This is a genomic window from Bradyrhizobium vignae, from assembly GCF_004114425.1.
Lineage (GTDB): Bacteria > Pseudomonadota > Alphaproteobacteria > Rhizobiales > Xanthobacteraceae > Bradyrhizobium > Bradyrhizobium vignae.
Genome location: NZ_RDQF01000020.1, coordinates 25,905 through 50,213, shown reverse-complemented (window position 1 = coordinate 50,213; position 24,309 = coordinate 25,905). Strand labels below are relative to the sequence as shown.

Annotated in this window: 20 protein-coding genes and 1 riboswitch; of the genes, 7 read left to right on the top strand and 13 right to left on the bottom strand. The window is 64.8% G+C overall.

Going from position 1 to position 24,309, the window contains the following annotated elements; translation table 11 throughout:
• Nucleotides 1–209 precede the first annotated feature (209 nt).
• Both EAV90_RS18835 and EAV90_RS18830 read left to right on the top strand, forming a co-directional pair.
• Entirely contained in the window at nt 210–1,484 is a 1,275-nt protein-coding gene (locus EAV90_RS18835) for a PQQ-dependent sugar dehydrogenase (RefSeq protein WP_129144335.1), read from the top strand.
• Nucleotides 1,485–1,709: 225 nt separating this feature from the next.
• Nucleotides 1,710–2,291, top strand: coding sequence for a c-type cytochrome (locus EAV90_RS18830; RefSeq protein WP_122400294.1), 582 nt, complete (start codon nt 1,710–1,712; stop codon nt 2,289–2,291).
• Nucleotides 2,292–2,364: 73 nt separating this feature from the next.
• Here the strand turns inward: EAV90_RS18830 and panE are convergent, their stop codons facing one another.
• The 4 genes from panE to EAV90_RS18810 all read right to left on the bottom strand — a co-directional run bounded on the left by panE (nt 2,365) and on the right by EAV90_RS18810 (nt 6,118).
• The gene (gene panE / locus EAV90_RS18825; RefSeq protein WP_122400295.1) at nt 2,365–3,288 is read right to left on the bottom strand and encodes a 2-dehydropantoate 2-reductase; all 924 of its coding nucleotides are present in this window, start codon (nt 3,286–3,288) and stop codon (nt 2,365–2,367) included.
• Between the two features lie 110 nt (nt 3,289–3,398).
• Entirely contained in the window at nt 3,399–4,007 is a 609-nt protein-coding gene (locus tag EAV90_RS18820; protein ID WP_174221541.1) for a 2-hydroxychromene-2-carboxylate isomerase, read from the bottom strand.
• A gap of 90 nt (nt 4,008–4,097) precedes the next feature.
• The gene (locus tag EAV90_RS18815) at nt 4,098–5,447 is read right to left on the bottom strand and encodes an MATE family efflux transporter (protein ID WP_174221542.1); all 1,350 of its coding nucleotides are present in this window, start codon (nt 5,445–5,447) and stop codon (nt 4,098–4,100) included.
• Nucleotides 5,448–5,536: 89 nt separating this feature from the next.
• Nucleotides 5,537–6,118: a DUF2239 family protein gene (locus EAV90_RS18810; protein WP_162500057.1), complete on the bottom strand. Its 582-nt coding sequence runs from the start codon at nt 6,116–6,118 to the stop codon at nt 5,537–5,539.
• Between the two features lie 166 nt (nt 6,119–6,284).
• On the opposite strand from EAV90_RS18810, the gene EAV90_RS18805 reads away from it, so the two are divergent.
• Nucleotides 6,285–6,950, top strand: coding sequence for a glutathione S-transferase family protein (locus EAV90_RS18805; RefSeq protein ID WP_036038860.1), 666 nt, complete (start codon nt 6,285–6,287; stop codon nt 6,948–6,950).
• Nucleotides 6,951–7,050: 100 nt separating this feature from the next.
• On the opposite strand, the gene EAV90_RS18800 is transcribed toward EAV90_RS18805, so the two are convergent.
• The gene (locus EAV90_RS18800; protein WP_122400299.1) at nt 7,051–8,346 is read right to left on the bottom strand and encodes an MFS transporter; all 1,296 of its coding nucleotides are present in this window, start codon (nt 8,344–8,346) and stop codon (nt 7,051–7,053) included.
• 98 nt (nt 8,347–8,444) lie between these two features.
• Nucleotides 8,445–10,196, bottom strand: coding sequence for a gamma-glutamyltransferase (gene ggt, locus EAV90_RS18795; RefSeq protein WP_129144334.1), 1,752 nt, complete (start codon nt 10,194–10,196; stop codon nt 8,445–8,447).
• 100 nt (nt 10,197–10,296) lie between these two features.
• Between ggt and EAV90_RS18790 the strand changes: the two genes are divergently transcribed.
• Entirely contained in the window at nt 10,297–11,682 is a 1,386-nt protein-coding gene (locus tag EAV90_RS18790) for an MFS transporter (protein WP_122400301.1), read from the top strand.
• Between the two features lie 163 nt (nt 11,683–11,845).
• Here the strand turns inward: EAV90_RS18790 and purH are convergent, their stop codons facing one another.
• The 3 genes from purH to EAV90_RS18775 form a co-directional block, all read right to left on the bottom strand.
• Nucleotides 11,846–13,438, bottom strand: a complete 1,593-nt coding sequence (gene purH, locus EAV90_RS18785; RefSeq protein ID WP_129144333.1) for a bifunctional phosphoribosylaminoimidazolecarboxamide formyltransferase/IMP cyclohydrolase — start codon at nt 13,436–13,438, stop codon at nt 11,846–11,848.
• Between the two features lie 25 nt (nt 13,439–13,463).
• A riboswitch (ZMP/ZTP riboswitch) is annotated at nt 13,464–13,545 on the bottom strand.
• Between the two features lie 58 nt (nt 13,546–13,603).
• On the bottom strand, nt 13,604–15,322 hold the full coding sequence (locus EAV90_RS18780) for a heparinase II/III family protein (RefSeq protein ID WP_164937011.1): 1,719 nt from the start codon (nt 15,320–15,322) through the stop codon (nt 13,604–13,606).
• A gap of 157 nt (nt 15,323–15,479) precedes the next feature.
• Nucleotides 15,480–16,826: an RsmB/NOP family class I SAM-dependent RNA methyltransferase gene (locus tag EAV90_RS18775; RefSeq protein WP_129144331.1), complete on the bottom strand. Its 1,347-nt coding sequence runs from the start codon at nt 16,824–16,826 to the stop codon at nt 15,480–15,482.
• A gap of 189 nt (nt 16,827–17,015) precedes the next feature.
• On the opposite strand from EAV90_RS18775, the gene EAV90_RS18770 reads away from it, so the two are divergent.
• Nucleotides 17,016–17,216 (top strand): DUF1674 domain-containing protein, encoded by a 201-nt coding sequence (locus tag EAV90_RS18770; RefSeq protein WP_129144330.1) that lies wholly within the window; start codon nt 17,016–17,018, stop codon nt 17,214–17,216.
• A gap of 70 nt (nt 17,217–17,286) precedes the next feature.
• Nucleotides 17,287–17,880: a thermonuclease family protein gene (locus EAV90_RS18765; protein ID WP_129144329.1), complete on the top strand. Its 594-nt coding sequence runs from the start codon at nt 17,287–17,289 to the stop codon at nt 17,878–17,880.
• A gap of 50 nt (nt 17,881–17,930) precedes the next feature.
• Here EAV90_RS18765 and EAV90_RS18760 read toward each other — a convergent pair whose 3' ends face one another.
• From EAV90_RS18760 to acs, 3 genes are all read right to left on the bottom strand, one after another.
• Complete coding sequence (locus EAV90_RS18760) at nt 17,931–18,446, bottom strand: L,D-transpeptidase (protein WP_129144328.1); 516 nt, start codon at nt 18,444–18,446, stop codon at nt 17,931–17,933.
• Between the two features lie 289 nt (nt 18,447–18,735).
• Nucleotides 18,736–20,049 (bottom strand): toll/interleukin-1 receptor domain-containing protein, encoded by a 1,314-nt coding sequence (locus tag EAV90_RS18755; RefSeq protein ID WP_164937010.1) that lies wholly within the window; start codon nt 20,047–20,049, stop codon nt 18,736–18,738.
• 195 nt (nt 20,050–20,244) lie between these two features.
• Nucleotides 20,245–22,191, bottom strand: coding sequence for an acetate--CoA ligase (gene acs / locus EAV90_RS18750; RefSeq protein ID WP_164937009.1), 1,947 nt, complete (start codon nt 22,189–22,191; stop codon nt 20,245–20,247).
• Nucleotides 22,192–22,591: 400 nt separating this feature from the next.
• Here acs and EAV90_RS18745 point away from each other — a divergent pair, with 400 nt between their 5' ends.
• Nucleotides 22,592–23,761 carry a DNA topoisomerase IB gene (locus EAV90_RS18745; protein ID WP_122400309.1) on the top strand — a complete coding sequence of 390 codons (1,170 nt, stop codon included), beginning with the start codon at nt 22,592–22,594 and terminating at the stop codon, nt 23,759–23,761.
• Nucleotides 23,762–23,775: 14 nt separating this feature from the next.
• Here EAV90_RS18745 and EAV90_RS18740 read toward each other — a convergent pair whose 3' ends face one another.
• The gene (locus EAV90_RS18740; RefSeq protein ID WP_129144325.1) at nt 23,776–24,231 is read right to left on the bottom strand and encodes an SRPBCC family protein; all 456 of its coding nucleotides are present in this window, start codon (nt 24,229–24,231) and stop codon (nt 23,776–23,778) included.
• Nucleotides 24,232–24,309: the final 78 nt, after the last annotated feature.

Below are 24,309 nucleotides of genomic sequence, written 5' to 3'. Positions count from 1 at the left end.
GCATTGCCGCGGCGGCGTCCGCCCGCTCATTGACATTGCGTCTCAATTTTTTCGGAGCACAACCGCAGCACACGCGATGCGCTTCTCAGGGCTCGCAGATGTGCTAACCTTTTTACGTCTGTCGTCCCGACGGACTCAAAAACTTCGCCTCTCGACTAGCAAAACAAAATAACGCGCAGCCCTCACGGCTGCCTTAGGGGAGTGACGCGATGACATCGATGTTCCATCGATCCGTGTTGGCGCTTGCGGCCGTGGCCCTTCTTGCCGGGACCAGCGTTGTCAATGCGCAGCAACAGGACAAGAACCGGGCGCTGAAGAAATACGAATCCGGTACCAAGGAGTTCTGGACCCATCCGCCGGACGACTGGTTCCTCGGCGACGAGACCGAGGCGCAAAAGGGTCTCGCGCCGCCCTCGGGCCCGCCGACCGGCGCCTCCGACACGGAGCTCGCCAACATCGTCAAGAAAATCAAGCTGCCGCCGGGCTTCAAGATCGAGGTCTACGCCTCGGGCGTGCTTGCCGCGCGGCAGATGGCCTGGGGTGACAAGGGCACGCTGTTCGTCGGCTCGTTCGGTCTCGGCAACGTCTATGCCATCAAGGACAACAACGGAAAGAAGGAGGTCAAGACCATCCTCAAGGGCCTGAACATGCCCACCGGTCTCGCCTTCAAGGACGGCGCGCTCTACGTCATCGCCGTCGACAAGCTGATCCGCTACGACAACGCCGAAGCCAATCTCGACAATCTCGGCGAGGGCAAGGTCGTCTATGACGACATGCCGTCCTATGCCGCGCACGGCTGGAAGTACATCGCGGTCGACAAGGAAGGCTGGTTCTACATTCCGTTCGGCCCGCCCTTCAACATCGGCATTCCGCCGACCAGCGTGTCGCAGATCCGGCGCGTCGATCCCAAGACCGGCAACGCCGAGATCTGGGCGCTCGGCGTCCGCAACTCGGTTGGCGGCGACGTCGATCCGCGCACCGGCAAATACTGGTTCACCGAGAATGCCCGCGACTGGATCAGCGATGATCTGCCCTCAGACAAACTGAACATGATCAACAGGATCGGCGAGCATTTCGGCTATCCCTATTGCCACCAGGGCAATCTGCCTGACGACAAGTTCGCGATGGGCCACAAATGCTCCGAGTTCACACCGCCCGTGCTGAATCTCGGCGCCCATGTCGCGCCGCTCGGCATGAAGTTCTACACCGGCGACCAGTTCCCCGCCGACTACAAGAACAACATCCTGATCGCCGAGCACGGCTCCTGGAATCGTCACAAGTACCAGGGCGCGCGCATCGTACGCGTGATCGTCGGGCCTGACGGCAAGAACCCGAAGCAGGAGGTGTTCGCCTCCGGCTGGCTCGAGGGCGACCAGGGCTATCTCGGCCGACCCGACGACATCATCCTCGCCAAGGACGGATCGATCCTCGTTGCCGACGACTGGGCCGGCGCGATCTACCGCATCAGCTACAGCAAGAAGTAGCGCGACACGAGAACGAGGCTGCGACCGGGTGACGGCTGCAGCCTCTTTTGTCTGACGCAGCAGGCTCGCAGCGGAACAGGTTCGTCATGTCCGGACTTGACCCGGGTATCCACCAAACGAGAAACGTTTCACCAATGGGATGGATTGCCGGGCCTACGCCCACCGAACAGGCCTCGGCCTCGCAGGCGGGTCAAAGCCCGGCAATGACAGTCGGAGAAATCATCCATGCGAGCCGTTTGGTTTGGAGCTCTGGCAGCCAGCTTTCTGATTGCGCCGGCCACTCGCGCCGCCGACGTCTCCGCCGGCCAGGCCAAGGCGCAGGTCTGCGCCGGCTGTCACGGTGAGAACGGCATCTCGCAGACCGAGAACATTCCCTCGCTCGCCGGCCAGCCTGATCAATTCCTGCAATGGCAGCTCGTGTTCTTCCGCGCTGGCTCGCGCAAGAACGACCAGATGCAGCCGATCGTCGAGGAGATCAACAACGAGGACATCCGCAATCTCGGCGCCTATTTCTCCCAGCTGACGCCGCCGAAGGGCCCGGATGACAAAGATCCGGACCTGTCGAAGAAAGGCGCGCAGGTTGCCGCGGGCCGCCGCTGCGCCTCATGCCACACGGATAGCTATGCCGGCACCAAGGCGGTTGCGCGGCTCGCCGGCCAGCGCGAAGAATATCTCGTCAAGGCGCTGCACGATTACAAGGCCGGCCAGCGCGTCGGCGGCGGCGTCGCCGCGATGGCCGATGTCGCCTATCACATGAGCGACGAGGAAATCACCGCGGTCTCGCATTATCTGGCGCATTTGAAATAGCTGTTCGTCGTCCCGGACAAGCGCGCCTCAAGCGCGCGCAGATCCGGGACGACACCGAGTGTGTGGCCGGCCGCTATCCCACCCGCTGTTTTTCGTACGCCTTCAGATGCGTGTAGGCGATACGCAGCTTCGGCACCGGCACCTTGGCGGCATCGGCGCGCGCGATGAGATCGCCGATGACGTGATCGGCTTCGACCGGCAGGCCCGCCTTGATGTCGCGGAACATCGACGCGGTCATCGGCGAGCCCTCGGTGGTGATATTGCCCTTCACCCGCTCGAAGAACGGCCCGCCCGGCGGATAGCCCGACGCGGTCGCGATCGCGCTGGTCTCATCGAGCATGCCGAGCAGGAAATCCCGACCGCCGGGAGCCGCAAGGATGTTGCCGACCGAGGCGCGCATGAGGCTGGTGGATGCCGCGAGCGAGGAGAGGAACACCCACTTCTCCCACATGTCCTGCATGATGTTCTCGCTGGCGGTGGCGCCAGCGATGCCGCTCCTGAAGGCCTCGTCGATCGCCTTCACCCGTTCCGACATCCTGCCGCCGCGCTCGCCGTAATTGATCGACTGCATCGGCTGGAGCTGCACCACCTCGCGCTTATCGTTCAGCGTCGCGGCGATGGCGCAGAGGCCGCCCAGCACGCGCTCCTTGCCGAACTTGGCATCCAGCGTGTCGAGGTGCTTCATGCCGTTGAGCATCGGGATGATGGTGGTGTTCGGCCCGACCGCCGGTGCGAACGACTTGATGGCGTCGTCGAGGTCGAACGCCTTACAGCTCAAGAGCACGACGTCGAACTTGTCCTTGAGCGCGTCCGCCTGCACGGTCGGCGGATCGTTCAAGGTCACGTCGCCATTCGGGCTCTTGATGACGAGGCCGGCGCTCGCAAGCTCGGTGGCGCGCCGCGGCCGGACCAGGAATGTGACGTCGCGGCCGGCCTGCAACAACCTGCCACCAAAATAGCCGCCGATGGCGCCGGCGCCGACCACGAGGATACGCATGGGATCTTCCTTGTTCTTGCTGTTGGCGGTCTATCTATAGACGCCCTTGCGAGCGAAGCGAAGCAACCCAGAATGTTGCCGCGATCACATTCTGTCGCTGGAGTATGATGCTATTTGCCGAGGACCATCTCCTCGACGTCGCGGAGCTGCTCCTTGCCAAAGAACATCTCGTTGCCGACGAAGAAAGTCGGCGAGCCGAATGCGCCGCGGGCGACTGCCTCCTCCGTGTTCTTGATCAGTCTGCCCTTCACCTCGGGTTCCTGGGTCCGGGCGAACAGCTTCTGCGCATCGAGGCCGGAGGATTCCAGCGCCTTCGCCGCGATCTCAGGATCGTCCATCTTCTTCGGCTCGCGCCACATGTGGTGGAAGGCGGCCTCGACGTATTTTTCGAAGACTCCCTCGAGCTGCGCCGCGATTGCCGCGCGCATCAAATTCAGCGTGTTGACGGGAAAATGCGGATTCCAGACATGGGGCTGGACATGGAAGCGCCTGATGAAGCGCTCGGTCTCAACCTGCTGGAACTCCCGCTTGTTCTTGATGCCGGCCAGCGTCTCGGCCGGCGATTTGTTGTTGGTCGCCTTGAAGATGCCGCCGAGCAGGATCGGCACATATTCGAACTTGACGCCGATCCGCTGCTCGATCGCCGGTATCGCCAGATGGCTGAGATAGGCGTTAGGGCTGCCGAAGTCGAACAGGAATTGCGGGGCGGTGCGGGTCAATATCATTCTCCCTGACGTCGCTTTTTGCTCATTGTGGCGCAGGCCGCGCCACAGGTCCACCGTTTAATGATGGTCATAATACTTTGGGGATCAGATCAGACGCTGGACTGCCTGCTTGCGCCACACCAGGAGGTAATAGCCCATCTGCAGGGCGAGCATGGCGCAGAACACAATCGGATAGGCGGCCCATACGCCCCCAAGGCCGATCGTGCCGCTCAGGATTACCGCAGCCGGCAGCTCGATCGCGACGATCGCGAAGATCGACAGCAGCATCGGCGTGAAGGCGACGCCGGCCGCGCGCATCGCGCCGGAAAACACCGTGGCGAGGCCGAAAGGCACCGAGCTCCACAAGGCGATGTACAGCAGCTCCCTCGCCAGATCGAGCACGGCGCCTTCGGTGATGAAGATGCCAAGCACCGTGCGCGGCACCAGGTAAATCAGCGCCACCAGCCCGCCGGTCAGAGCGAGGTTGAACGCAAGGCCGGTGCGCACGATGCGGTCGAGCCGCGCCCGGTCGCCGGCACCGATCGCCTGCGCACCGAGGATCGAGACCGCGATCGAAATCGACATCGCCGTGAACTGCGTGTAGCCCATCACCTGATTGACGGCGCCATAGGCGGCCGTGGCGTTTGAGCCGAAGCCGTTGACGAGGCCGAGCAGCACCAGCTCCGCGATCGCCATCACCATCATGCCGATCGCGCTCGGCAGCCCGATGCCGAGAATCTTACTGAGCACGGCGCCGTTGAACCGCACCTGACGCAGCAGTGCCGCGTCCGGCGCGAGCGCGTGCTTCCTCCTCAGCAGATAGACGGCCAGCGAGGTCAGCGTGAGCATGTTCGAGATCGCAGCCGCCCACGCCGGACTGGTGATACCCGCCGCCGGCAATCCGGACGCGCCGCGGATCAGCAGTGGCGTCAGAATCAGGCCGATCGCAGTCGACGACGCCAGCGCCAGCAGCGGCGTCAATGTGTCACCGACTCCGCGGATCATCGCCGTCATCAGCAGGAAGATGAAGCCGAGCGGCATGGTCAGCAGCATGATTCGCGCATAGGCGCTGGCCTCATCGAGAATGTCAGCGGGCGTGGCGAGCGCGATCATCAATTGCCGGCTGAAGAGCCCGCCAACCAGTGCAATCGAAATCGACAGCAGCAAGCCGACTGCGAGCGTCGTCCCCACGACGAGCTTGATCCCGTTGTGCTCGCCCGCGCCAAACGCTTGGCCGATCAGCACGGTCGCGCCGGTGCTCAGGCCCATGACCAAGGCGAACAGGAAGAACATCACGGGGAAGAACGCCGAAACGGCGGCGAGCGCGTCGACGCCGATCATCTGGCCGAGATAGACGTTGCTGACAGTGCCGAACAGCGATTGCAGCGCGTTGCTGAGCATTAGGGGAGCAAGGAAGCGGAGGAATGTGGTCCAGAGAGGTGTTGCGGCGGACATGGATTGGCCTTTCATCAGGGTGTGCGAAGCCGTTGCCGCGCAATGCGCGGCTCGGCTGTCGATGGGGTTGTGAAGAAGCGGCGCGCGGTTTAAGCGCGGTCGCTGTAGGCGAGCTTGACGATGTGGTCGCGGATGTCGGTCGGCCAGTCCGCGATCAGCCCGGTGAAGCGCCGCCGGTCATCCGCGAACAGCGCGCGCGAGGCTTCCTCGAACTGCGGCAGATTGCCGGCGATGGTCGACATGAAATGATAGGCGGCATCGCGCGCCTGGCGCTCGCGGTCCTTGTCGCCGCTCGCGCGCCTGGCCTCGTCGACCAGCTTGCGCAGCGCGACCGAGGCACCGCCCGCCTGCGCGTTGAGCCACTCCCAGTGTCGCGGTAGCAACGTCACCTCGCGCGCGACCACGCCGAGTTTCGGCCGGCCGCGGCCGCGCGGCTCTGCGGGTGCTTCAGCCTCCTCACTCGGCGGCGGGGCCAGCTTCGCCAGCCGCGCCAGCACCTCGCGGTCATCGCCGCGCAGGTCGAAATCGATCGACCGCCCGGTGCCGTCATCAAAGATGATGATCGGCTGGTCCAGCGATTGCGTGGCTCGCTTGACCGCGAGCGCGACATCGCCGGCCGTGCCGGAGGCCAGCCGACGCTGGCCGACGAAGGCTGTGTAGGTCCCTTGCATTGGAATCATTGCCATTTTGTTCGTGCCGCGAGCTTAATACCCGGGTAAATTCCCGCCGTCAATATACCCGGGTGAAAATATCTGTACCTGCGGCTCGACAATGCGTTTCCGGGCTGGCACGAACGGCGCGGCCGACCGACCACGCCCAATGCTTGAGGACTCCGCGATGCTGACCGTTCACCACCTCAACAATTCCCGCTCGCAGCGCGTGCTGTGGCTACTCGAGGAGTTGGGTGTGCCTTACGAGATCGTGCGCTATCAGCGCCAGCCGGACATGCGCGCGCCGAAGGAGCTGCGCGCCATCCATCCGCTCGGCAAGTCGCCCGTCATCACCGACAACGGCAACACCATCGCCGAGTCAGGCGCGATCATCGAATACCTCATCGCCACCTATGGCAATGGCCGGCTGATTCCGCCGCCGAACACGCCGGAGCGGCTGCGCTACACCTATTGGCTGCACTATGCGGAAGGATCGGCGATGCAGCCGCTGCTCCTGAAGCTGCTGTTCACGCTGATGCCGAAGCGCGCGCCGGCGCTGCTTCGGCCGCTGGTGCGCAAGGTCTGCAACCAGGCGCTGACCGCGCTGGTCAATCCGCAGCTCAAGCAGCACATGGACTATTGGGAAGGTGAGCTTGGCAAGAGCGAATGGTTCGCCGGCAGCGAGTTCACCGCGGCCGACATCCAGATGAGCTTTCCGCTGGAAGCGGCCCAAGCGCGAGGCGGGCTCGAGCAGGGCCATCCGAAGGCCATGGCGTTCCTGGAGCGCATCCACGCGCGGCCGGCTTATGCGCGTGCCCTCGAGAAGGGCGGGCCGTACCAGGTGGGAAGGTAAGCCACTATCTCGTCATTCCGGGGCGGTGCGCAGCACCGAACCCGGAATCTCGAGATCCCGGGTTTGATGCTTCGCATCGCCCGGGGATGACGCCGAGCCGTCAATCCGCGTGCAGCACGCGCCCGCGCGTCTCCGGCAGCGCGAACGCGGCGATGAAGAACACCGCATAGGCGACTACCGCAAAAATCGCGATCGCGTTCGCCAGCGACGTCGTCGCCGACAGCGCGCCGACGAGGAATGGAAACAGCGCGCCGATGCCGCGGCCGAAATTGTAGCAAAAGCCCTGGCCGGAGCCGCGCAGTCGCGTCGGATAGAGTTCTGTGAGGAACGCGCCGATCCCGGAGAAATAGCCCGAGGCGAAAAAGCCGAGCGGGAAACCCAGTATCCAGAGGATCTCGTTGGTTAGCGGCAGCTGCGTGTAGAGCAGCACTACTGCCATGGCGCCTAGCGAGAAGATCAGGAACAGATTGCGCCGCCCGATCCGATCGGCAAGCCAGGCACCGGTGAGATAGCCGATGAAGGAGCCGATGATCAGCGTCGACAGATAGCCGGTCGAGCCGACGACGGACAGGTGCCGCTCCTTGGTCAGGAATTGCGGCACCCAGAAGGTGATGGCGTAGTAGCCACCTTGGCAGCCCGTTGCCATCAGAGACGCAAGCACCGTGGTCTTCACGATCGGGAAGGTGAAGATCTCCCAGAGTTTCGGATGACCGCCCGTTTCCGCCTGCTTTGCTCGGGCCTCGGCTGCGATCTCCGGCTCGGTGACGGAGCGGCGGATGTAGAACACCAGCAGTGCCGGTAGCGCACCGATCACGAACATCCAACGCCAGGCCGTCTCCGCCGGCAGAAGCGAGAACAGGATCGCCTGCGACAGCACGGCGAGAGCCCAGCCGACCGCCCAGCCCGACTGCACCGAGCCGACCGCGCGCCCGCGAAATTGCGGCCGGATCGCCTCGCCCATCAGCACGGCGCCGGCGGCCCATTCGCCGCCGAAGCCGAGACCGAGAACGGCGCGCGCGATCAAGAGCTGATCGAAATTCTGCACGACGGCGCAGACCAGGGAGAAGAAAGAGAACCAGACGATAGTGATCTGGAGCGTCCTGACACGCCCGATATGGTCGGAGAGATAACCGCCGAGCCAGCCGCCGATGGCGGAGGCGAGCAGCGTCACCGTGCCGGCAAGGCCGGCCGAGGCTGCATCGACCTTCCACAGCGCGATGATGGTGCCGATCACCAGCGGGTAGATCATGAAGTCCATGCCGTCGAGCGCCCAGCCCGCCGCGCAGGCCCAGAACGTCCGCCGTTCGGACGTATTCATGTCGCGATAGAAGGCGAGCAGGCTGGTGTCCTCGATCTCGGCGCGTTCGATGCGCTGGTTCGGATCGGCGATGGTCATGTTGCGTTTCCCCGGCAATTGTTTTGGCGGACGGTAGTAGCATGCGCGACGGCCGAGCAAGCCGGCGCGCGCGGTCGTGCCATGCAGAGAGAGCGGGTTTACTGCCCCGCCGCCTCCGCGCCGCGCGTGCGCGGATCGGCCGCGCCGAGCGGTCCGTTCGGCGTCACGAGAATCGAATTCGCCGATGTCTGTCCCATCGGCTCGACGATGAGATGGCCCATCACCTTAAGCCCGAGCAGCACGTCGTCGGGAAAGCCGCGTTCGACGCGCACTTCATCCGGCAACCATTGGTGATGCAGCCGCGGCGCTGCGACCGCGGCCGCAACATCCATCCTGTAGTCGAGGACGTTCACGATCACCTGAAGCACGGTCGAGATGATGCGGCTGCCGCCAGGCGAGCCCGCCACCAGCACCGGCTTGCCGTCCTTCAGCACGATGGTCGGGGACATCGACGAGAGCGGCCGTTTGCCGGGTCCAGGCAGATTTGCCTCGAAGCCGACGAGGCCATAGGCATTGGAAGCGCCGACCGCCGCCGTGAAATCGTCGAGCTCGTTGTTGAGCAGCACGCCGGTGCCTTCGGCGACGAGGCCGACGCCATAGCTGAAGTTCAGCGTGTACGTGTTGCTGACGGCGTTGCCGCGACTGTCGACGACGGAAAAATGCGTGGTGTTGCTGCCCTCGCGCGGCGCGGCAGACGCGGACACGAGGTCATTCGAGGGCGTGGCGCGTTCGGCGGAAATGCCCGCGCGCAGCTTGGCGGCGTAGTCCTTTGCGATGAGCGTCTCGATCGGCGCGTCGACGAAGGCGGGGTCGCCGAGATAGCGCGCACGGTCGGCATAGGCGCGCTTCATGGCCTCGATCAAGAGATGCAGCGATGCCGGCGATCCCTGCCTCAGATCAGCGAGCTGAAACCCCTCGAGGATGTTGAGTGTCTCGACCAGCACCACGCCGCCGGACGAGGGCAGCGGCATCGAGACAATATCATAGCCGCGATAGGTGCCGCGCACCGGCGCGCGGATGACCGGCTGATAGGCTCTGAGGTCGGCCGGCGTCATGATGCCGCCGGCGTCGGTCACGGCCTTGGCGAGCTTCTCCGCGACCGGCCCCTGATAGAAGCCGCGCGGCCCCACTGCGGCTACGGCCGACAACGTTTCGGCGAGATCGCCCTGCACCAGCCGGTCACCTTCGCCCAGCGGCGTGCCATCGGGCCGCGAGAAGATCTTGGCCGAGGAAGGCCAGCGTGCCAGCCGCCGGTGCCAGCTCGGCAGCGTATCGGCAATGTCGTCGCTGACGGTGAAGCCATCGCGCGCGAGCGCGATGGCCGGCGCGAGTAGTTGCGCCAGCGTGAACTGTCCCGAGCCGTATTTGTCCAATGCCAGCGCGAGGCCGGCGACTGTGCCGGGCACACCGATGCCGAGCGCGGAATCGCGCGACTTCGTCGCGTCAGGCTTGCCATCGGCGCCGAGAAATATCTGCGGGGTCGTCGCAGCCGGCGCCGTCTCGCGATAGTCGATCGTGACGTCTTCATTGCGATCGGCGGAATGAATCACCATGAAGCCGCCGCCGCCGATATTGCCGGCGCGCGGGTAGGTCACCGCCATCGCAAAGCCGGTCGCGACCGCAGCATCGATCGCATTGCCGCCGCGCCGCAGGATGTCGGCGCCGACCTGTGCGGAAATCTTCTCCTGCGCCACCACCATGCCGTGCTCGGCGGCGACGGCGCGCACACTGTCGCGTGCAGGCGGGACATAGCCCGTCCGCGCATCCTGAGCGGCCGCCGGAGCGAAGCCAAACGCCAGCGTGGCTATGAAGGCAAAAAATGTCCGCCGTGTCGAATATGACGACATCATCAAACTTCCGCCGCGTGCTCGGGCCAGTTCACACGTCTCGCTGCAATGCTATACGGTTTGCGCCGGTAGAGGCAAAACTGTTCGTGATGAGGACTGCGTGATGACGACGATCGCCCCCGACGTGCGCATGACCAGCACCCCGCGCACCTATCCGCCCCGTGCCGCCATCGTCAGCTGGATCTTCTTCGACTGGGCTGCGCAGCCCTATTTCACGCTGATCACGACCTTTGTGTTCGCGCCCTATTTCGCGAGCAGCGTTGCGCCAAATCCCGCCGCCGGCCAGTCGCTGTGGGGCTTCGCGATGGCCGCGGCGGGCCTTGCGATCGCGCTGCTGTCACCCGTGCTGGGGGCCATCGCCGACGCGGCGGGCCGCAGGAAGCCATGGATCGCAGGCTTCGGCGCGGTGCTGGTGCTGGCGTCCTGCACGCTCTGGATCGGCAAGCCCGGCGATTACGCCATCATTCCGACCTTGCTCACCGCGGTCGCGCTCGCCAGCGTCGGTGCGGAATTCGCCACCGTCTTCAACAATGCGATGATGCCGACCCTGGTGCCGCCGGAACGGATCGGCCGGCTCTCCGGCACAGGCTGGGCTACGGGCTACATCGGCGGCATCGTCAGCCTGGTCATCGTGCTCGGCCTGCTCGCCGCCAATCCCGAGACTGGTCGCACGCTGCTCGGCGTCACACCGTTGTTCGGGCTCGATCCCGTCACGCATCAGGGCGACCGTGCCGCCGGGCCGCTGACGGGGCTGTGGTTCATCATCTTCGTGACGCCGATGTTCCTGTTCACGCCGGATTATCCGGCGAGGCGCCCGTTGCACGAGGCGCTGCGCGAGGGCCTGTGGGAGCTCAAGCAGTCGATCAAAGGGTTGCCCAAGCAGAAGTCGCTCGCGGCGTTCCTGCTCGCCAACATGATCTACACCGATGGTCTCGTGTCGCTGTTCGCGTTTGGGGGCATCTATGCCGCAGGCACGTTCGGCTGGCACACGATCCAGATCGGTACGTTCGGCATCATGCTCGCGATTGCCGGCGCGTTCGGCGCATGGCTCGGCGGCAAGCTCGACGATCGTCTCGGACCGAAGCGCGTGATCGCCGGCAGCATGCTGATCCTGCTGCTGTCGCTGGCGGCGATCCTGCTGGTCGACAAGGATGCGATCTTCTTCATCAAGGTCGCGCCGCCGCAAGCAGGCGCTCCCCTGTTCTCGAGCGCGGCGGAGCGCGCCTATCTCGTGCTGGGCTGTTTGATCGGTGCGGCCGGCGGCCCGCTGCAGGCCGCCTCCCGCACGCTGCTGATCCACCTCGCACCGCACGATCGCATCGCTCAGTATTTCGGCCTGTTCGCGCTGACCGGGAAGGTGACGTCCTTCGTCGGACCGCTCTTGATCGGCATGATCACCGCGGTGACCGCGAGCCAGAAGGCCGGCATGGCCGTGCTGGTGGTGTTCTTCGTTGCGGGACTTGGCCTGTTGATGCGCGTGCGGGAGTAGCCCGCAGCATGCGATCTCACCTCAGTCATTGCGAGGAGCGAAGCGACGAGGCAATCCAGACTGCCCCCGCGCGAATGAATCTGGATTGCTTCGCTACGCTCGCAATGACGAAGTCAGGACCGATGCGCGCCTAGGGCGAGCTTGTCCGGGACGACAGTGAGGCTCAGTGCCTGAAGTGCCGCGTGCCCGTGAACACCATGGCGATGCCGTGCTCGTCGGCGGCCTTGATCACCTCGTCGTCGCGCATGGAGCCGCCGGGCTGCACCACGGCGGTTGCGCCGGCCTCGATGCAGGCGAGCATGCCGTCGGCGAACGGGAAGAAGGCATCCGACGCCACCACCGAACCCTTGGTGAGCGGCTCAGCCAGCTTCAGCTCGGCTGCGGCATCCTGCGCCTTGCGTGCCGCGATCCGTGCTGAATCCACCCGGCTCATCTGGCCTGCGCCGATCCCGACGGTGGCGAGATCCTTGGCGTAGATGATGGTGTTGGACTTGACGTGTTTTGCCACCCGGAACGCGAATTTCAGGTCACGCATCTCCGCGTCGGTCGGTGCGCGCTTGGTCACGACCTTGAACGTCATGTCGTCGACCACCGCGTTGTCGCGGCTCTGCACCAGCAGGCCGCCCGCGACCGTCTTGGCCGTGAGGCCCGGCGCACGCGGATCGGGCAGGCTGCCGGCGAGCAACAGGCGGAGGTTCTTCTTGCCGCCGATGATGGCGATCGCCTCCTCGCTGGCATCGGGCGCGATGATGACCTCGGTAAAGATCTTCGTGATCTCGCGCGCGGTGTCAGCGTCGAGCGCGCGGTTCATCGCGATGATGCCGCCGAAGGCTGACGTCGAGTCGCACGCAAGCGCCTTGCGATGGGCGGTGACGAGGTCAGGGCCTTCCGCGACGCCGCAAGGATTGGCGTGCTTGACGATGACGCAAGCCGCCGTGCGCTTGGCGTCGAACTCGCCGATGCATTCATAGGCGGCATCGGTGTCGTTGATGTTGTTGTAGGAGAGCTCCTTGCCCTGGAGCTGCCGTGCGGTGGAGACGCCCGGGCGCTTGTCGGGCGTCGCATAGAACGCCGCGGTCTGGTGCGGGTTCTCGCCATAGCGCAGCGACTGGATCAGCCGGCCGCCGAAGGCGCGGAAATCCGGCGCGTCGATTTCGAGCTGCCGAGTGAACCAGTTCGAGATCGCGGCGTCATAGGCCGCGGTGCGCGCGTAGGCTTTCGCGGCAAGCCGGCGGCGCAGCGCAAGCGTGGTCGCGCCGTCATTGTGGGCAAGCTCGTCGAGCACCGCCTTGTAGTCCTGCGCCTCGACGACGACGGCGACATCGTCATGGTTCTTGGCAGCAGCGCGGATCATCGCGGGTCCACCGATGTCGATGTTTTCGATGCAATCCTCGAAGCCGGCGCCTTTGTCGACGGTTGCTTCGAACGGGTAGAGATTGACGACCAGGAGATCGATCGGCGCGATCCCGTGCTTCTTCATCGCGTCCGCATGTTCCTTGTTATCGCGGATCGCGAGCAGGCCGCCATGCACCTTCGGATGCAGCGTCTTGACGCGGCCGTCCATCATCTCGGGGAAGCCGGTCAGGTCGGAGACGTCCTTCACCTTGAGGCCCGTCGCGGCGATCGCTTTTGCGGTGCCGCCGGTCGAAACCAGCTCCACGCCGCGTGCGGCGAGCGCGCGGGCAAACTCGATCAACCCGGTCTTATCGGAAACGGAAAGCAGCGCGCGGGTGACGCGGCGGGTCGTGTTGGTCATGGACAAGATCCTCTGTTGTAAGGAGTACCTATGCCCAGGCGCGCGGCAGCCATATCCCGCGCTTCCCGATGGTGCTCCATCCAAGGTCGCCAGTCGCGCGAGCGCGTGTTCGTTAGCAGCTTTCGACCGTTTTCACAACGCCGGGATGGGCCGAATCGCGCGCGGTTACAACGGAAGTTCCGGCTCGCGCCTGGCGTTGCGGCGGGCGTTGGTGACTGCGGGCGAGGCGGTGGAGCGAACGAAGCTCCAGCGCACCGACGGCGCCTGGCGGGCGTTCTGCCGGATCACGATCTGCGCGGTGCGGCGCGGGCCGTCATTGCCGGCCAGGAACACGCTGTCCTCGAGGTCGACCTTGTCGTCCAATGCTTCAAAGGTCCAGACGTCGCGATTCGGCAGCACCAGCATGACGCCGCGGGCGTCCGACAACCGGCTCGCCTTCACCGCCGGATGCAGATGGAAGCGCAGCGCGAAATCCGCATCGGCACCCTTGAAGCGTCCGCCCTGCGGCGGCGACAGCGTGTCCTCGCCGTCGATACGCGCGCCGTCATTGGTGATCATCAGCACGCGGCGGTGGATCGCCCCGAACTTGCCGAGATAGCCGTCATGCGACGTCGTCAGCAGCATGCCGTTCGGCACCACCTCGCGATAGCTCTCGACCTCGACCGGACCGCTGGTGACGGGTGCGCCGTGCAGGAGCCGTTTCATCGCCGACATCTCGACGAACTGGCATGACGAGGTGTCGTGATAGGTCAGCGTCGAATGCGCCGCCGTGCTGCGTGCGAACGGCCGCCAATTGTCGCGACCCGTGGTCGGCATGCCGCAATTGGTGACGATGCGGCTGATGCCGGAAGACAGTTCGAACGCCAGGCAGCCGGCATGGGCATCATGGCTGACGCCGGCCGGCGGCGGCGGGCCGGTATCGATGATCAGCGTGGTCTGGCCGGCATCGAGGCGCTGGAAGCCGGTATGCGGCATGTTCGCCATCGGCATGCCGTGGGTGTCGTCATAGGCGAGCAGCGTGGCGAGCAGGTCCGAAGAGGTCGCGCTCATGCCGTTGAACAGGGCGAAATTGCCGTCGCCGTGCCGGAAGAAGCGCAGCATCGGCATCATGCGGTCGATCGCATTGAGCAGCGCCGGCGGCGGCGCGATGTTGCGCGCGGCAAAGGTCTGCCGCAGCGGCAAGAGATCGATCAAAAGTTCGATCAGCGCGCCCGGGTTGCGGGAGATGTGTCCACCGTCGGGTAGGATCTGCCGCTGCAATTCATCGGACAGCTTCTTCGAGGCGCTGCGGATGTGACGTGTCTGGTTGGCGAGGCACAGGGCCGCATAGCACAGCGCGATCAGCACCTGGAGCTTTGGCACCCCGTCCGGGATGTCGACCATGGTGTAGCGCAGGAAGCGGATCTCTCGCGCCAGGGCGCGCAGATAGCGCCTATAGAACTTGTTGTCGGTCTCGCCCAGCACCAGCGGCGCCTGCGACAGCAGCGAGATCACGCGCCGGGCCAGCACGTCGGCGCGGCGCGCGACGGGGCGGCGCTTGTTGGCGGGGTTGGCGATCCAGTCCTCGATGAGTGCCCGCGCATTCGCCCGCGTCAGCGCGGTGTCGGCGGCGCGCAAATGACGCAGCCAGCCGAAGCCGAGCAGCGCAACCTCCCAATCCTCCGACGGCGGCTCGAGATCGAAGATCGAGCGGCCGTGGCAATTGACGATCTTGCCGGCGAAGACGAAGCGTCCGGCATAGATCTCGGCGGCGCGGGTCGCGTCCGCGGTGCGCAGGTCGTGCGGTGCGATGATCAGCCGGTCGGTGCGGCCGGGCCAGACCCGCGACAACGCAACGGAACCGCCGCTCGCGCGCGCGAGCATGTTCCGCGCGAAGCGGTTCATGACCAGCGTCGAGATACGTCTGCGTTGAGCGACCGACACGCCTTGCCTTGAAGGGGGAGAGGATCAGTGACGAATCCTTATTAATCCCAAAATCGGACGTCTGACACCACCTTGAACGGCGCGAATCAGCGTCGTGGTCGCAAAATCCAGTGCAAAATCAGGATTTAACGAGCCGGGCCGCGAAAAATCCGTCGAGGCCGCCGAGCTTGGGATCGGCGTTCGGCAGATGGCAGGGCAGGGTGCGAAGATCGCCGTCTCGGTTGAGGATTTCGTCCAGGCCCGCGACCTCCGACGCCTTGATCGGAACGCGGCGAAGCGCAGGCTCGGCGGCGAGCAGCGCCGCCACGGCCTGCTCACCCTCCTCGGGCTCCAGCGAACAGGTGCAATAGACCAGCGTCCCGCCCGGCTTGAGCAGCGACACCGATTTTCGTAGCAGCCGCTGCTGCAGCGAGGCCAGGGCGGCGATGTCGGATTCCTGCCGCAGCCATGCCACGTCGGGATGACGGCGGATCGTGCCGGTCGAGGTACAGGGCGCATCAATCAGGACGCCGTCGAAGGCCTCGGCCGGGCCGGCCCATTCCACGGCGTCAGCGACGACAGTCTCGGCCTGGAGCGACAGTCGCGCCAGGTTTTCGCGCAAACGCGCCACCCGCGCGGGCGAGCGGTCGACGGCCGTGACATGCGCGCCCGATAGCGCCAGCTGTGCGGTCTTGCCGCCGGGGGCGGCGCAGAGATCGGCAATGGACTTGCCTTTGACGTCGCCGAACAGCCGGGCGGGCAGCGCGGCGGCAGCATCCTGCACCCACCATTGTCCCTCGGCGAAGCCGGGCAGCATGGTCACCGAACCGTGCAGCAGCATCCGCACCGTTCCCGTCGGCAGTGTCTCGCCATGCAGACGGCTCGCCCATTGTGCGGGATCCGACTTCACCGTCAGATCGAGCGACGGCTCGTGCCCAAGCGCCAGTGCCATCTCTCGCGCGGTCGCTTCGCCATAATGCGCGCTCCAGCGCGCGAGGAGCCACGGCGGCAGATCCAGCGATTGCGTCGCGACTTCCTCGACCAGCGCCTTGCCCTCGCGCGCACAGCGGCGCAGCACGGCGTTGACGAGGCCGGCATAGCGCGCGGCGCGGCGGTCGGATTGCACGAGGCGAACGGAAAGATCGACCGCGGCATGATCCGGCACGTCCATCCAGAGAATCTGGGCGGCGCCGATCAACAGCGCACTCTGGGCGCGCGGCGCGTCGGAAGGAATGCCCTTGTCGAGCAGGCGGGACAGCACATGGCCGAGCGTGCCGAGCCGGCGCAGCACCGTGGCGACGAGGCGCCGCATCAGCGCGCGGTCGCGGTCGGCCAGCGTCTTCAGTCCGGGATGTGCGCTGCCGCCGTCGAGCTGGTCGTCAAGCGTGCGGTGCTTGTGCAGCACGCCGTCGACGATGTCGGCGGCAATCCGGCGTGCCGCAAGACCTGGCACTTCGGATGGAGGGACGAAACGTTGAGATGGCATGCGGAAGCAAGGTTCTGAGCGAGCGGCAGTTCCGCCGCAAAGGGCGCATGCCTTGAGAAGGCGATCTCTGACACGCGAATATGCCAAATGTAAGAATGTCCTCTCGCGACAGCAGTCTGCAATGACCAATTCAGCAATGCGTAATTGGACCTCGCACTTCCCCTGATCCTGCGCTAGAAACCCGAAGAGATGAGTGACGAGCCCTCCGTTCCCGATCGCAAGCCGCTGCCGCCGGCGGCACAGCGCGCGCTGGCCGAAGCCGAGGCGCGCCGGCAGGCTGCCATCGCCGCGCATGCTGGAGCCGCGCCCAGGGAGCTGCAGGGACCAAAGGGGCCGGAGCCGACCCGCTACGGCGATTGGGAGCGAAATGGCATCGCTTCGGACTTTTGACGCGCCGCGTGACGCGCGCTCGTCTTAAGTGAACTTGCCGGTTCACTCGACTCAGCCGTAGCGTGCAGGAATGTCGCGCTTCGACCCCGGCCATCCATACCGGCCTTCATACAGCGGCTCGCCATTCGGCCGCCGCTTGTCCGGCCTGTTGCCGTGGATGTTCGTGGTTGGCGTTGTGACGGCCGTCGTGCTCGGCCTTCGCCAGGGAACGATCTGGCCCATTCCGCGTGTCGATGACGAACACTCGCGCGATGCCGGGATCATCCTGCAGCAGTCCGACAGGTCCGATGTGAGGCAACCGGTCGAGGTGGTCCGCACCATCGACGGCGATACGTTCCTCGCGCGCCTGCATCGGCGCGACGGGCGCGATCTCGTCGCGCGCGTCCGTCTCCGCGGCATCGATGCGCCCGAGATGAAAGCATCTTGTCGAGATGAATTGGACAAGGCCGAGGCCGCCAGCGATGCGCTACGCAATCTGCTCGGTCAGGGCGGCGTGATGATTTACAACCTCGGTCAGGATAAATACGGCCGCCTTCTCGCCGACGTCGCCACCAAGCGCACCGCCAACGTCTCGGCCGCGTTGCTCGCCGGCGGCTTTGTTCGCAGCTACAATGGCGGCCATCGCGACGGCTGGTGCGCGCGCGGCTGGCGCTTCTGGCAATAAAAAAGCCGCGTCGAAAGACGCGGCTTTCTCATCTCGACCGATTCAGGCGATCAGCGCGTCACGACCACCGTCGTGCCGACGGAGACGCGACCATAGAGATCGGTGATATCGTCGTTCAGCATGCGGATGCAGCCATAGGAGACGAAGCCGCCGACCGAGCCCGGCACGTTGGTGCCGTGGATGGCGTATTCGCCGCCGGCGAGCGTCATCGCCGCAACGCCCATCGGATTGCGCGGCGAGCCGCCCGGAATGACGTCGGGGATGTTCGGCTTGTCGCGCTTTACCTCGGCGGGCGGCGCCCAGGCCGGATTGAGATACTTGCCGTCGATCTTCGTCGTGCCGGCCCATTGCTTGCCGGCCTTGCCGACGCCGACCGGATAGCGCACGGCATGGCCGTTATCGAGGATGAGATAGAGCCGCCGCTCGCTGGTCTTGACCACGATGGTGCCCGGCGAATAGTCGGCCAGATGCGCCCCCACCAGTTCCGGCCGTGCCTCTGCCTCCGTCGACATCGAGACCCCAACCCCGATGGTGGCGGCCAGCGCCACTGCAATCCTCATCGACATCGATGCTTCCCTTTGCCCAAAACAAATCGTCCAAAATGACGCAAAACCCGGCAATTGCCGCCGCGCCGAGCCCTCGTCACGCTCATTGTTAACCGCGCCCGTTAACCGGATGGTTTCCACGCACGGCCGCCGAGGGCCAGCTGGCAGGGGGAACAAAGGAAATGTTCGAAACAAAGTAAATGACCTGAAAACAACACTGGGCGGGAAAGACGCGGGGGAGGCACCGCCCGCTCTGACAATTACGCGAGGAGGTGCCGGGAAGAGCCGGTCTGGTCCGAGGAGCCCGCGGCTATTTGCAGATTCCGGAGCCGATCCAGATTTGGAGACTGCTCGCGGCGACACTGGAATCGACCTTCACGCTCACCCCACCGGGCGCAACGCGTGTGGCTCCAGCAGGAGCGGCGATCCCTGTAATGTCCTTGGCCAGCAGCTCAGCGAACGGGCGGTCGGACGGAGATCCATACCGCACCTCGCACGTCCGCGCCGCTGCCTCGCTCCTGGTGCCGCCCCCGGCCGTGGGCTCCTGCCATTTCCAGCCCAGCGCCCCCACCTCGCGCGCGAACGGCCTGATGTCGCGGTCGCGGTTGAAGTCGCCGGCAAAGACGAGAGAGGCTGTGTAGTCGCCCCGATAAGGCAGCCAGATGCCGAGCTTGTTGGCCTCCATGGTCTGTGGCCGCGGCTTGATGCCGGTACCGAGCAACTCGTTGGTGATCTGAGCGGCTTTGGTGGCGGCCGCAAGACTCTTCGCATCCCCCGCGCGGTAATCAACCCCCGAGCGTGGCGATACGCTGTCCGGCTTGTTGTCGTTGTCGACGTTATCATCCGAGCGGAACTGCTCAAAGCCGGCGTCGTGCAGCTTCGCAAGAAGCGCATCGACCTGCTGCTGAGGACGTTTGGTGTGCAGGTAGATCGTCACTCCCTTGAAAGCAGTCTCCGCCGTTGTGGCCGTAGGGCTCGGCGTCGCAGTTACGTCAGGTATGGAGGGGCGGCCTGCCGGCGGCCGATTCAGCATGACGACGGCGACCGCGACGCCTGCTGCCATTGCGATTGCCAATGCGATCAACCAACCCTGCAATGATCGTGGCTTTCCTCCGGCCGGTTCTGGTTTTGAGGGCCCAGGCTCATCTCCAGCAGGTCGCTCTTTGACAGGTCCGGGGCTGGTCGAACCAGGAAGTTCGTTGGCGGGCGATGACGTCGACTTGGTTGGAGCTGGTTGAACTCCCACTCTCAATTGAACTGCTTGACGAAGCTTCATGAACTCCGGGGCGTTGCGATCGCCTTGCCATTTCGAAAAATCGCCTGTCTGAATACCACGGAAGCCCAGCGGAGGCTTGGCACCGTCCAGCGAGATCGGAACGAGCTTGCCCGCCTCATTGGCGAGCCCGGCTTCATCAAGAACGTATTTGGATTTCGTCGAGGCTTTCGACCACGCGACGATCGTGCACGACGCTCTATTCAGCTCTTCCTCGATCTCCTCGCTGAAGGATCGTGCGATCTGAAGATCGTCATCCCACCACACCGTCCACTCGGTTTCGAGTGCATGAATGATGGGCTCGATCTGCGCGCGATCAACCTTGGCATAGCTGAAAAAAATATCGGCCAAGCACCAGCCCTCGCATAATCGCCCTGGAATAACAACTTCAGGTTAGTCCTGGAATCCTTCGCGAGCAACATTGCAGGATTGGCGACGATGTGGGCCAAAAATGACGGGGCCACGCAAGCGTGGCCCCGGCATGAAGTTCAGAGTTGCGGGGTCCCGGTTCGATGCTCACGCATCACCCGGAACGATCCCGATGACTTACGCCGATTTCCGGTTCTGCCGGTTCTTGACGAGATCGTCGACCACGGCGGGATCGGCCAGGGTCGAAGTGTCCCCTAAGCTACCGGGCTCGTCCTCGGCGATCTTGCGCAGGATGCGCCGCATGATCTTGCCCGAGCGGGTTTTGGGCAGACCCGGCGCGAACTGGATCTGGTCGGGCGAAGCGATCGGGCCGATCTCCTTGCGCACCCAGGTGACGAGTTCTTTCCGCAGATCGTCGGTCGGCTGCACGCCGGCCATCAGAGTGACATAGGCGTAGATGCCCTGACCCTTGATGTCGTGCGGAAAGCCGACCACGGCGGCCTCCGACACCTTCTCATGCGCGACCAGCGCGCTCTCGACTTCCGCGGTGCCCATGCGATGGCCGGAGACGTTGATCACGTCGTCGACGCGGCCGGTGATCCAGTAATAGCCGTCGGCGTCGCGTCGGCAGCCGTCGCCCGTAAAATACTTGCCCTTGTAGGTCGAGAAATAGGTCTGCTCGAAACGGGCGTGGTCGCCGTAGACCGTGCGCATCTGGCCCGGCCATGAGCGCGTGAGACAGAGATTGCCGGTGGTCTCGCCTTCCAGCACCTTGCCGTCGGCGTCGACGATCTCCGGCACCACGCCGAAGAACGGCTGCGTCGCCGAGCCCGGCTTCAGCTTGGTCGCGCCCGGCAGCGGCGTGATCAGGATGCCGCCGGTTTCGGTCTGCCACCAGGTGTCGACGATCGGGCAGCGGTCGTCGCCGACGACGCGGTGATACCACTCCCAGGCTTCCGGATTGATGGGCTCGCCGACCGAGCCGAGCAGGCGAAGCGAGGCGCGCGAGGTCCTTTTCACCGGCTCGTCGCCGCCCTGCATGAGTGCACGGATCGCAGTCGGCGCGGTGTAGAAGATCTTGACCTTGTGCTTGTCGATGACGTTCCAGAACCGCGAATTGTCAGGATAGTTCGGTACGCCCTCGAACATCAGCGTGGTCGCCCCGTTCGCCAGCGGTCCGTACAGGATGTAGCTGTGGCCGGTGACCCAGCCGACGTCCGCGGTGCACCAGTAGATGTCGCCGTCGTGATAGTCGAAGACGTATTGATGCGTCATCGCGGCATAGACGAGATAGCCGCCCGTCGTGTGCAGCACGCCCTTGGGCTGGCCGGTCGAGCCCGAGGTGTAGAGGATGAACAGCGGATCCTCGGCGTGCATGTGCTCGAGCGGGCATTCCGTCGTCACCATCGCCGCCGCCTCGTGGTACCAGAGGTCGCGGGTCGGGTTCATGTCGACCTTGCCGCCGGTGCGTTTGACAACGACGACCCAGTCGACGCCGTCCGTCTTGGGGAGCGCAGCGTCGACATTGGCTTTCAGCGGCACCTTCTTGCCGCCGCGCAGGCCTTCGTCCGCGGTGATGATGACCTTGGATTGGCAGTCATTGATGCGCTGGGCGAGACTGTCCGGCGAGAAGCCCGCGAACACCACGGAGTGGATCGCGCCGATGCGTGCACAGGCCAGCATCGCATAGGCGGCTTCGGGAATCATCGGCAGGTAGATGGTGACGCGGTCGCCCTTCTTGACGTTGCGGGTGCGCAAGATGTTGGCCATCCGGCAGACCTCGTCGTGCAGCTCCTTGTAGGTGATGTGCTTTGACTGCGAGGGATCGTCGCCTTCCCAGATGATCGCGGTCTGGTTGGCGCGCGCAGGCAGATGCCGATCGATGCAGTTGTGGGCGACGTTGAGGACACCGTCCTCGAACCATTTGATCGAGATGTTGCCGGGGGCGAACGAGACGTTCTCGATTTTCGTCGGCGCCTTCATCCAGTCGATGCGCTTGGCCTGCTCCGCCCAGAAACCGTTCGGGTCCGAGATCGAGCGGGCGTACATCTCCTTGTACTTGGTCTGGTCGATCCAGGCGCGTTTCGCCCACTCCGCGGGGACGTCGTAGATCTTCTCGGACATGCTTCCCTCCACATACGGCGGGCCGAACGCAGCGATCGGCGAGCCGACTTGATCATTGACTGATTATGCGTCGGGCTAGCCGGACCCGACAAGGAGCACAAGCTGGACCTTCGGTGGGCTGCCGGCCATGCGGAGGATCAAGGCCATCTGCCGCGACCGTCGCGGATCTGAAACAGGCCCGCGGGCGCCTTTTGGGGTGTTTACCCCGTTTGTGCGGAACAGCCCGGCGCGGAGCCTCATGCATCATTGGAGGTATTTAGCAACCTCCTCTCACTGATTCGGGACTCGCAATACGGTTCGGAACACCCTAAATGGCCAACCCGGGTCCAAGGAGACCCCCGGAACAAAAATCAGAACAGCGGCATTGATCGATAACAGACAGGGCTAAAGGCATAAGACTATGATGGATCAGCAGAATCTCGGGACGATGCGGCCCGCTTCAGCCGATCCTGCGGCCATTGCCCTCGCCAAAGCCCTTGGACAATGGCCGAAACCGGCGCCCTTCAGGCGCCCGAGCCCGAAGAAGGTCTTCGATACGGCGCCCGCAGCGACGGTCGAGGCGCTTGCCAAGGAACTCGGCCTGCGGCTCGGCGACCAGAACGAGCTGACCATCCGCCGTATCAAGCGCGGCAAGGGCTACTTATTCGTCCGTCCCAATGGCGCGCACATCCGTGATGCCCGCACCATCCGCCGGCTGCACGCGATGGCGGTGCCGCCGGCCTATCGCGAGGTACGCTACTCCGCCGATCCGAACTCGCACCTTCAGGCCGTGGGCCGCGATGCCGCGGGCCGGCTGCAATATCGCTATCACGCCGACTGGGAGAAGGTGCGCGAGCAGCGCAAGGCGCATCGGCTGGAGAAGCTCGTCGGCGCGCTGCCAAAAATCCGGCGCAAGGTTTCGGCGTTCCTGTCGGGGGACGAGCCGACGCGCGAGTTCGCGCTCTCGGCCGTGATCGAGCTGATCGCGCGCACCGCGATCCGTCCGGGTAACGAATCCTATGCCCGCCTCAACGGCACCCGCGGCGCCACCACGCTGCTGAAGTCCAACGTTATCTTGGAAGGCGACAGCTTCGTGCTGACCTTCAAGGCCAAGGGCGGCAAGGCGGTGCGCAAGGAGTGCGACGCGGCCAAGCTGGTGCGCGCCATCGGCATTTTGCAGGGCGTCCCGGGCAAGCGCATGTTCCAGTATCGCGATGCCTACGGCATCGTGCGCGCGGTCAACACCACGCAGGTGAATGCGTTCTTGCGCGAGATCGCGGGCATCAAGATCTCGCTGAAGGATTTTCGCACGCTGATGGCGTCCGCCGTCGTGGTGGAATCGCTGTCGCGGATCACGCCGGCGACCAGCCAGCGCGGCCGCAAGAAGCAGGTGCTGGATGCGATCCGCGCCGCGGCGGACAAGCTCTCCAACACGCCGGCAATCTGCCGCAAGAGCTACGTCCATGACACCATCGTCACTGCGTTCGAGGAGGGCATCCTCGAGCGCTTCGCCGCGACCATGAAGGGCCAGCGTTCGCAGGCAAGACGCGAGCAGCTGCTGGCGCAGGTGGTGGCGACCGCGGCCGTGTAAGCCGCCCGACGTCCCTACGTCTTGTCTGAAACACCATTGTCCGGGCCGGGGTCGCTGCCGGCGGCTGCGCGCGCGAGACGTCCCAGATAATGCGCCCATCCCTTCGCATGCGCGGCGGCCTGCGCCTCGCTCGGCAGGCCGCTATGGGTCATGCGCAGCAGCGTGCCGCCGTCGCGCTCGATCAGGTCGATCTCGATCAGGCTCGATCCGGGCGGCACTTCCTGACCGCCCTCCCAGCCGAATGTGTAGGCCAGGCGATGCACCGGCACGACCTCGCGAAAGGCGCCGCGGGCAACGCCATCGCGCGGACCGATACCCTTGAGCAGGTAGAGCCCGCCCGGATGTGGTTCCGTGGTCGCGTCGGAGCCCATCCAGCTGAGGATCTTCTCGGGGTCGGTGAGATAGGCGAAGACCGTGGCACGTGGGGCCGCGATCTGGGTCTCGCGCCGCACCATGAACGGCTCGGTCATTGGCGATCATCCCTCGTCTTGCCTTAGGCTGACCTTGGGACATGGCGGCGCTGCGGGGCTCCGTCAAGGATTGCCCGT

What these genes read in the sequence shown, in the direction of transcription:
- EAV90_RS18770 (WP_129144330.1), top strand. Translation starts at nt 17,016, where the DNA reads ATGAGTGACGAGCCCTCCGTTCCCGATCGCAAGCCGCTGCCGCCGGCG.
- EAV90_RS18835 (WP_129144335.1), top strand. Translation starts at nt 210, where the DNA reads ATGACATCGATGTTCCATCGATCCGTGTTGGCGCTTGCGGCCGTGGCC.
- EAV90_RS18775 (WP_129144331.1), bottom strand. Translation starts at nt 16,826, where the DNA reads ATGCCATCTCAACGTTTCGTCCCTCCATCCGAAGTGCCAGGTCTTGCG.
- EAV90_RS18790 (WP_122400301.1), top strand. Translation starts at nt 10,297, where the DNA reads ATGACGACGATCGCCCCCGACGTGCGCATGACCAGCACCCCGCGCACC.
- EAV90_RS18765 (WP_129144329.1), top strand. Translation starts at nt 17,287, where the DNA reads ATGTCGCGCTTCGACCCCGGCCATCCATACCGGCCTTCATACAGCGGC.
- purH (WP_129144333.1), bottom strand. Translation starts at nt 13,438, where the DNA reads ATGACCAACACGACCCGCCGCGTCACCCGCGCGCTGCTTTCCGTTTCC.
- EAV90_RS18740 (WP_129144325.1), bottom strand. Translation starts at nt 24,231, where the DNA reads ATGACCGAGCCGTTCATGGTGCGGCGCGAGACCCAGATCGCGGCCCCA.
- EAV90_RS18830 (WP_122400294.1), top strand. Translation starts at nt 1,710, where the DNA reads ATGCGAGCCGTTTGGTTTGGAGCTCTGGCAGCCAGCTTTCTGATTGCG.
- acs (WP_164937009.1), bottom strand. Translation starts at nt 22,191, where the DNA reads ATGTCCGAGAAGATCTACGACGTCCCCGCGGAGTGGGCGAAACGCGCC.
- panE (WP_122400295.1), bottom strand. Translation starts at nt 3,288, where the DNA reads ATGCGTATCCTCGTGGTCGGCGCCGGCGCCATCGGCGGCTATTTTGGT.
- EAV90_RS18810 (WP_162500057.1), bottom strand. Translation starts at nt 6,118, where the DNA reads ATGCAAGGGACCTACACAGCCTTCGTCGGCCAGCGTCGGCTGGCCTCC.
- ggt (WP_129144334.1), bottom strand. Translation starts at nt 10,196, where the DNA reads ATGATGTCGTCATATTCGACACGGCGGACATTTTTTGCCTTCATAGCC.
- EAV90_RS18760 (WP_129144328.1), bottom strand. Translation starts at nt 18,446, where the DNA reads ATGTCGATGAGGATTGCAGTGGCGCTGGCCGCCACCATCGGGGTTGGG.
- EAV90_RS18815 (WP_174221542.1), bottom strand. Translation starts at nt 5,447, where the DNA reads ATGTCCGCCGCAACACCTCTCTGGACCACATTCCTCCGCTTCCTTGCT.
- EAV90_RS18745 (WP_122400309.1), top strand. Translation starts at nt 22,592, where the DNA reads ATGATGGATCAGCAGAATCTCGGGACGATGCGGCCCGCTTCAGCCGAT.
- EAV90_RS18780 (WP_164937011.1), bottom strand. Translation starts at nt 15,322, where the DNA reads ATGAACCGCTTCGCGCGGAACATGCTCGCGCGCGCGAGCGGCGGTTCC.
- EAV90_RS18800 (WP_122400299.1), bottom strand. Translation starts at nt 8,346, where the DNA reads ATGACCATCGCCGATCCGAACCAGCGCATCGAACGCGCCGAGATCGAG.
- EAV90_RS18805 (WP_036038860.1), top strand. Translation starts at nt 6,285, where the DNA reads ATGCTGACCGTTCACCACCTCAACAATTCCCGCTCGCAGCGCGTGCTG.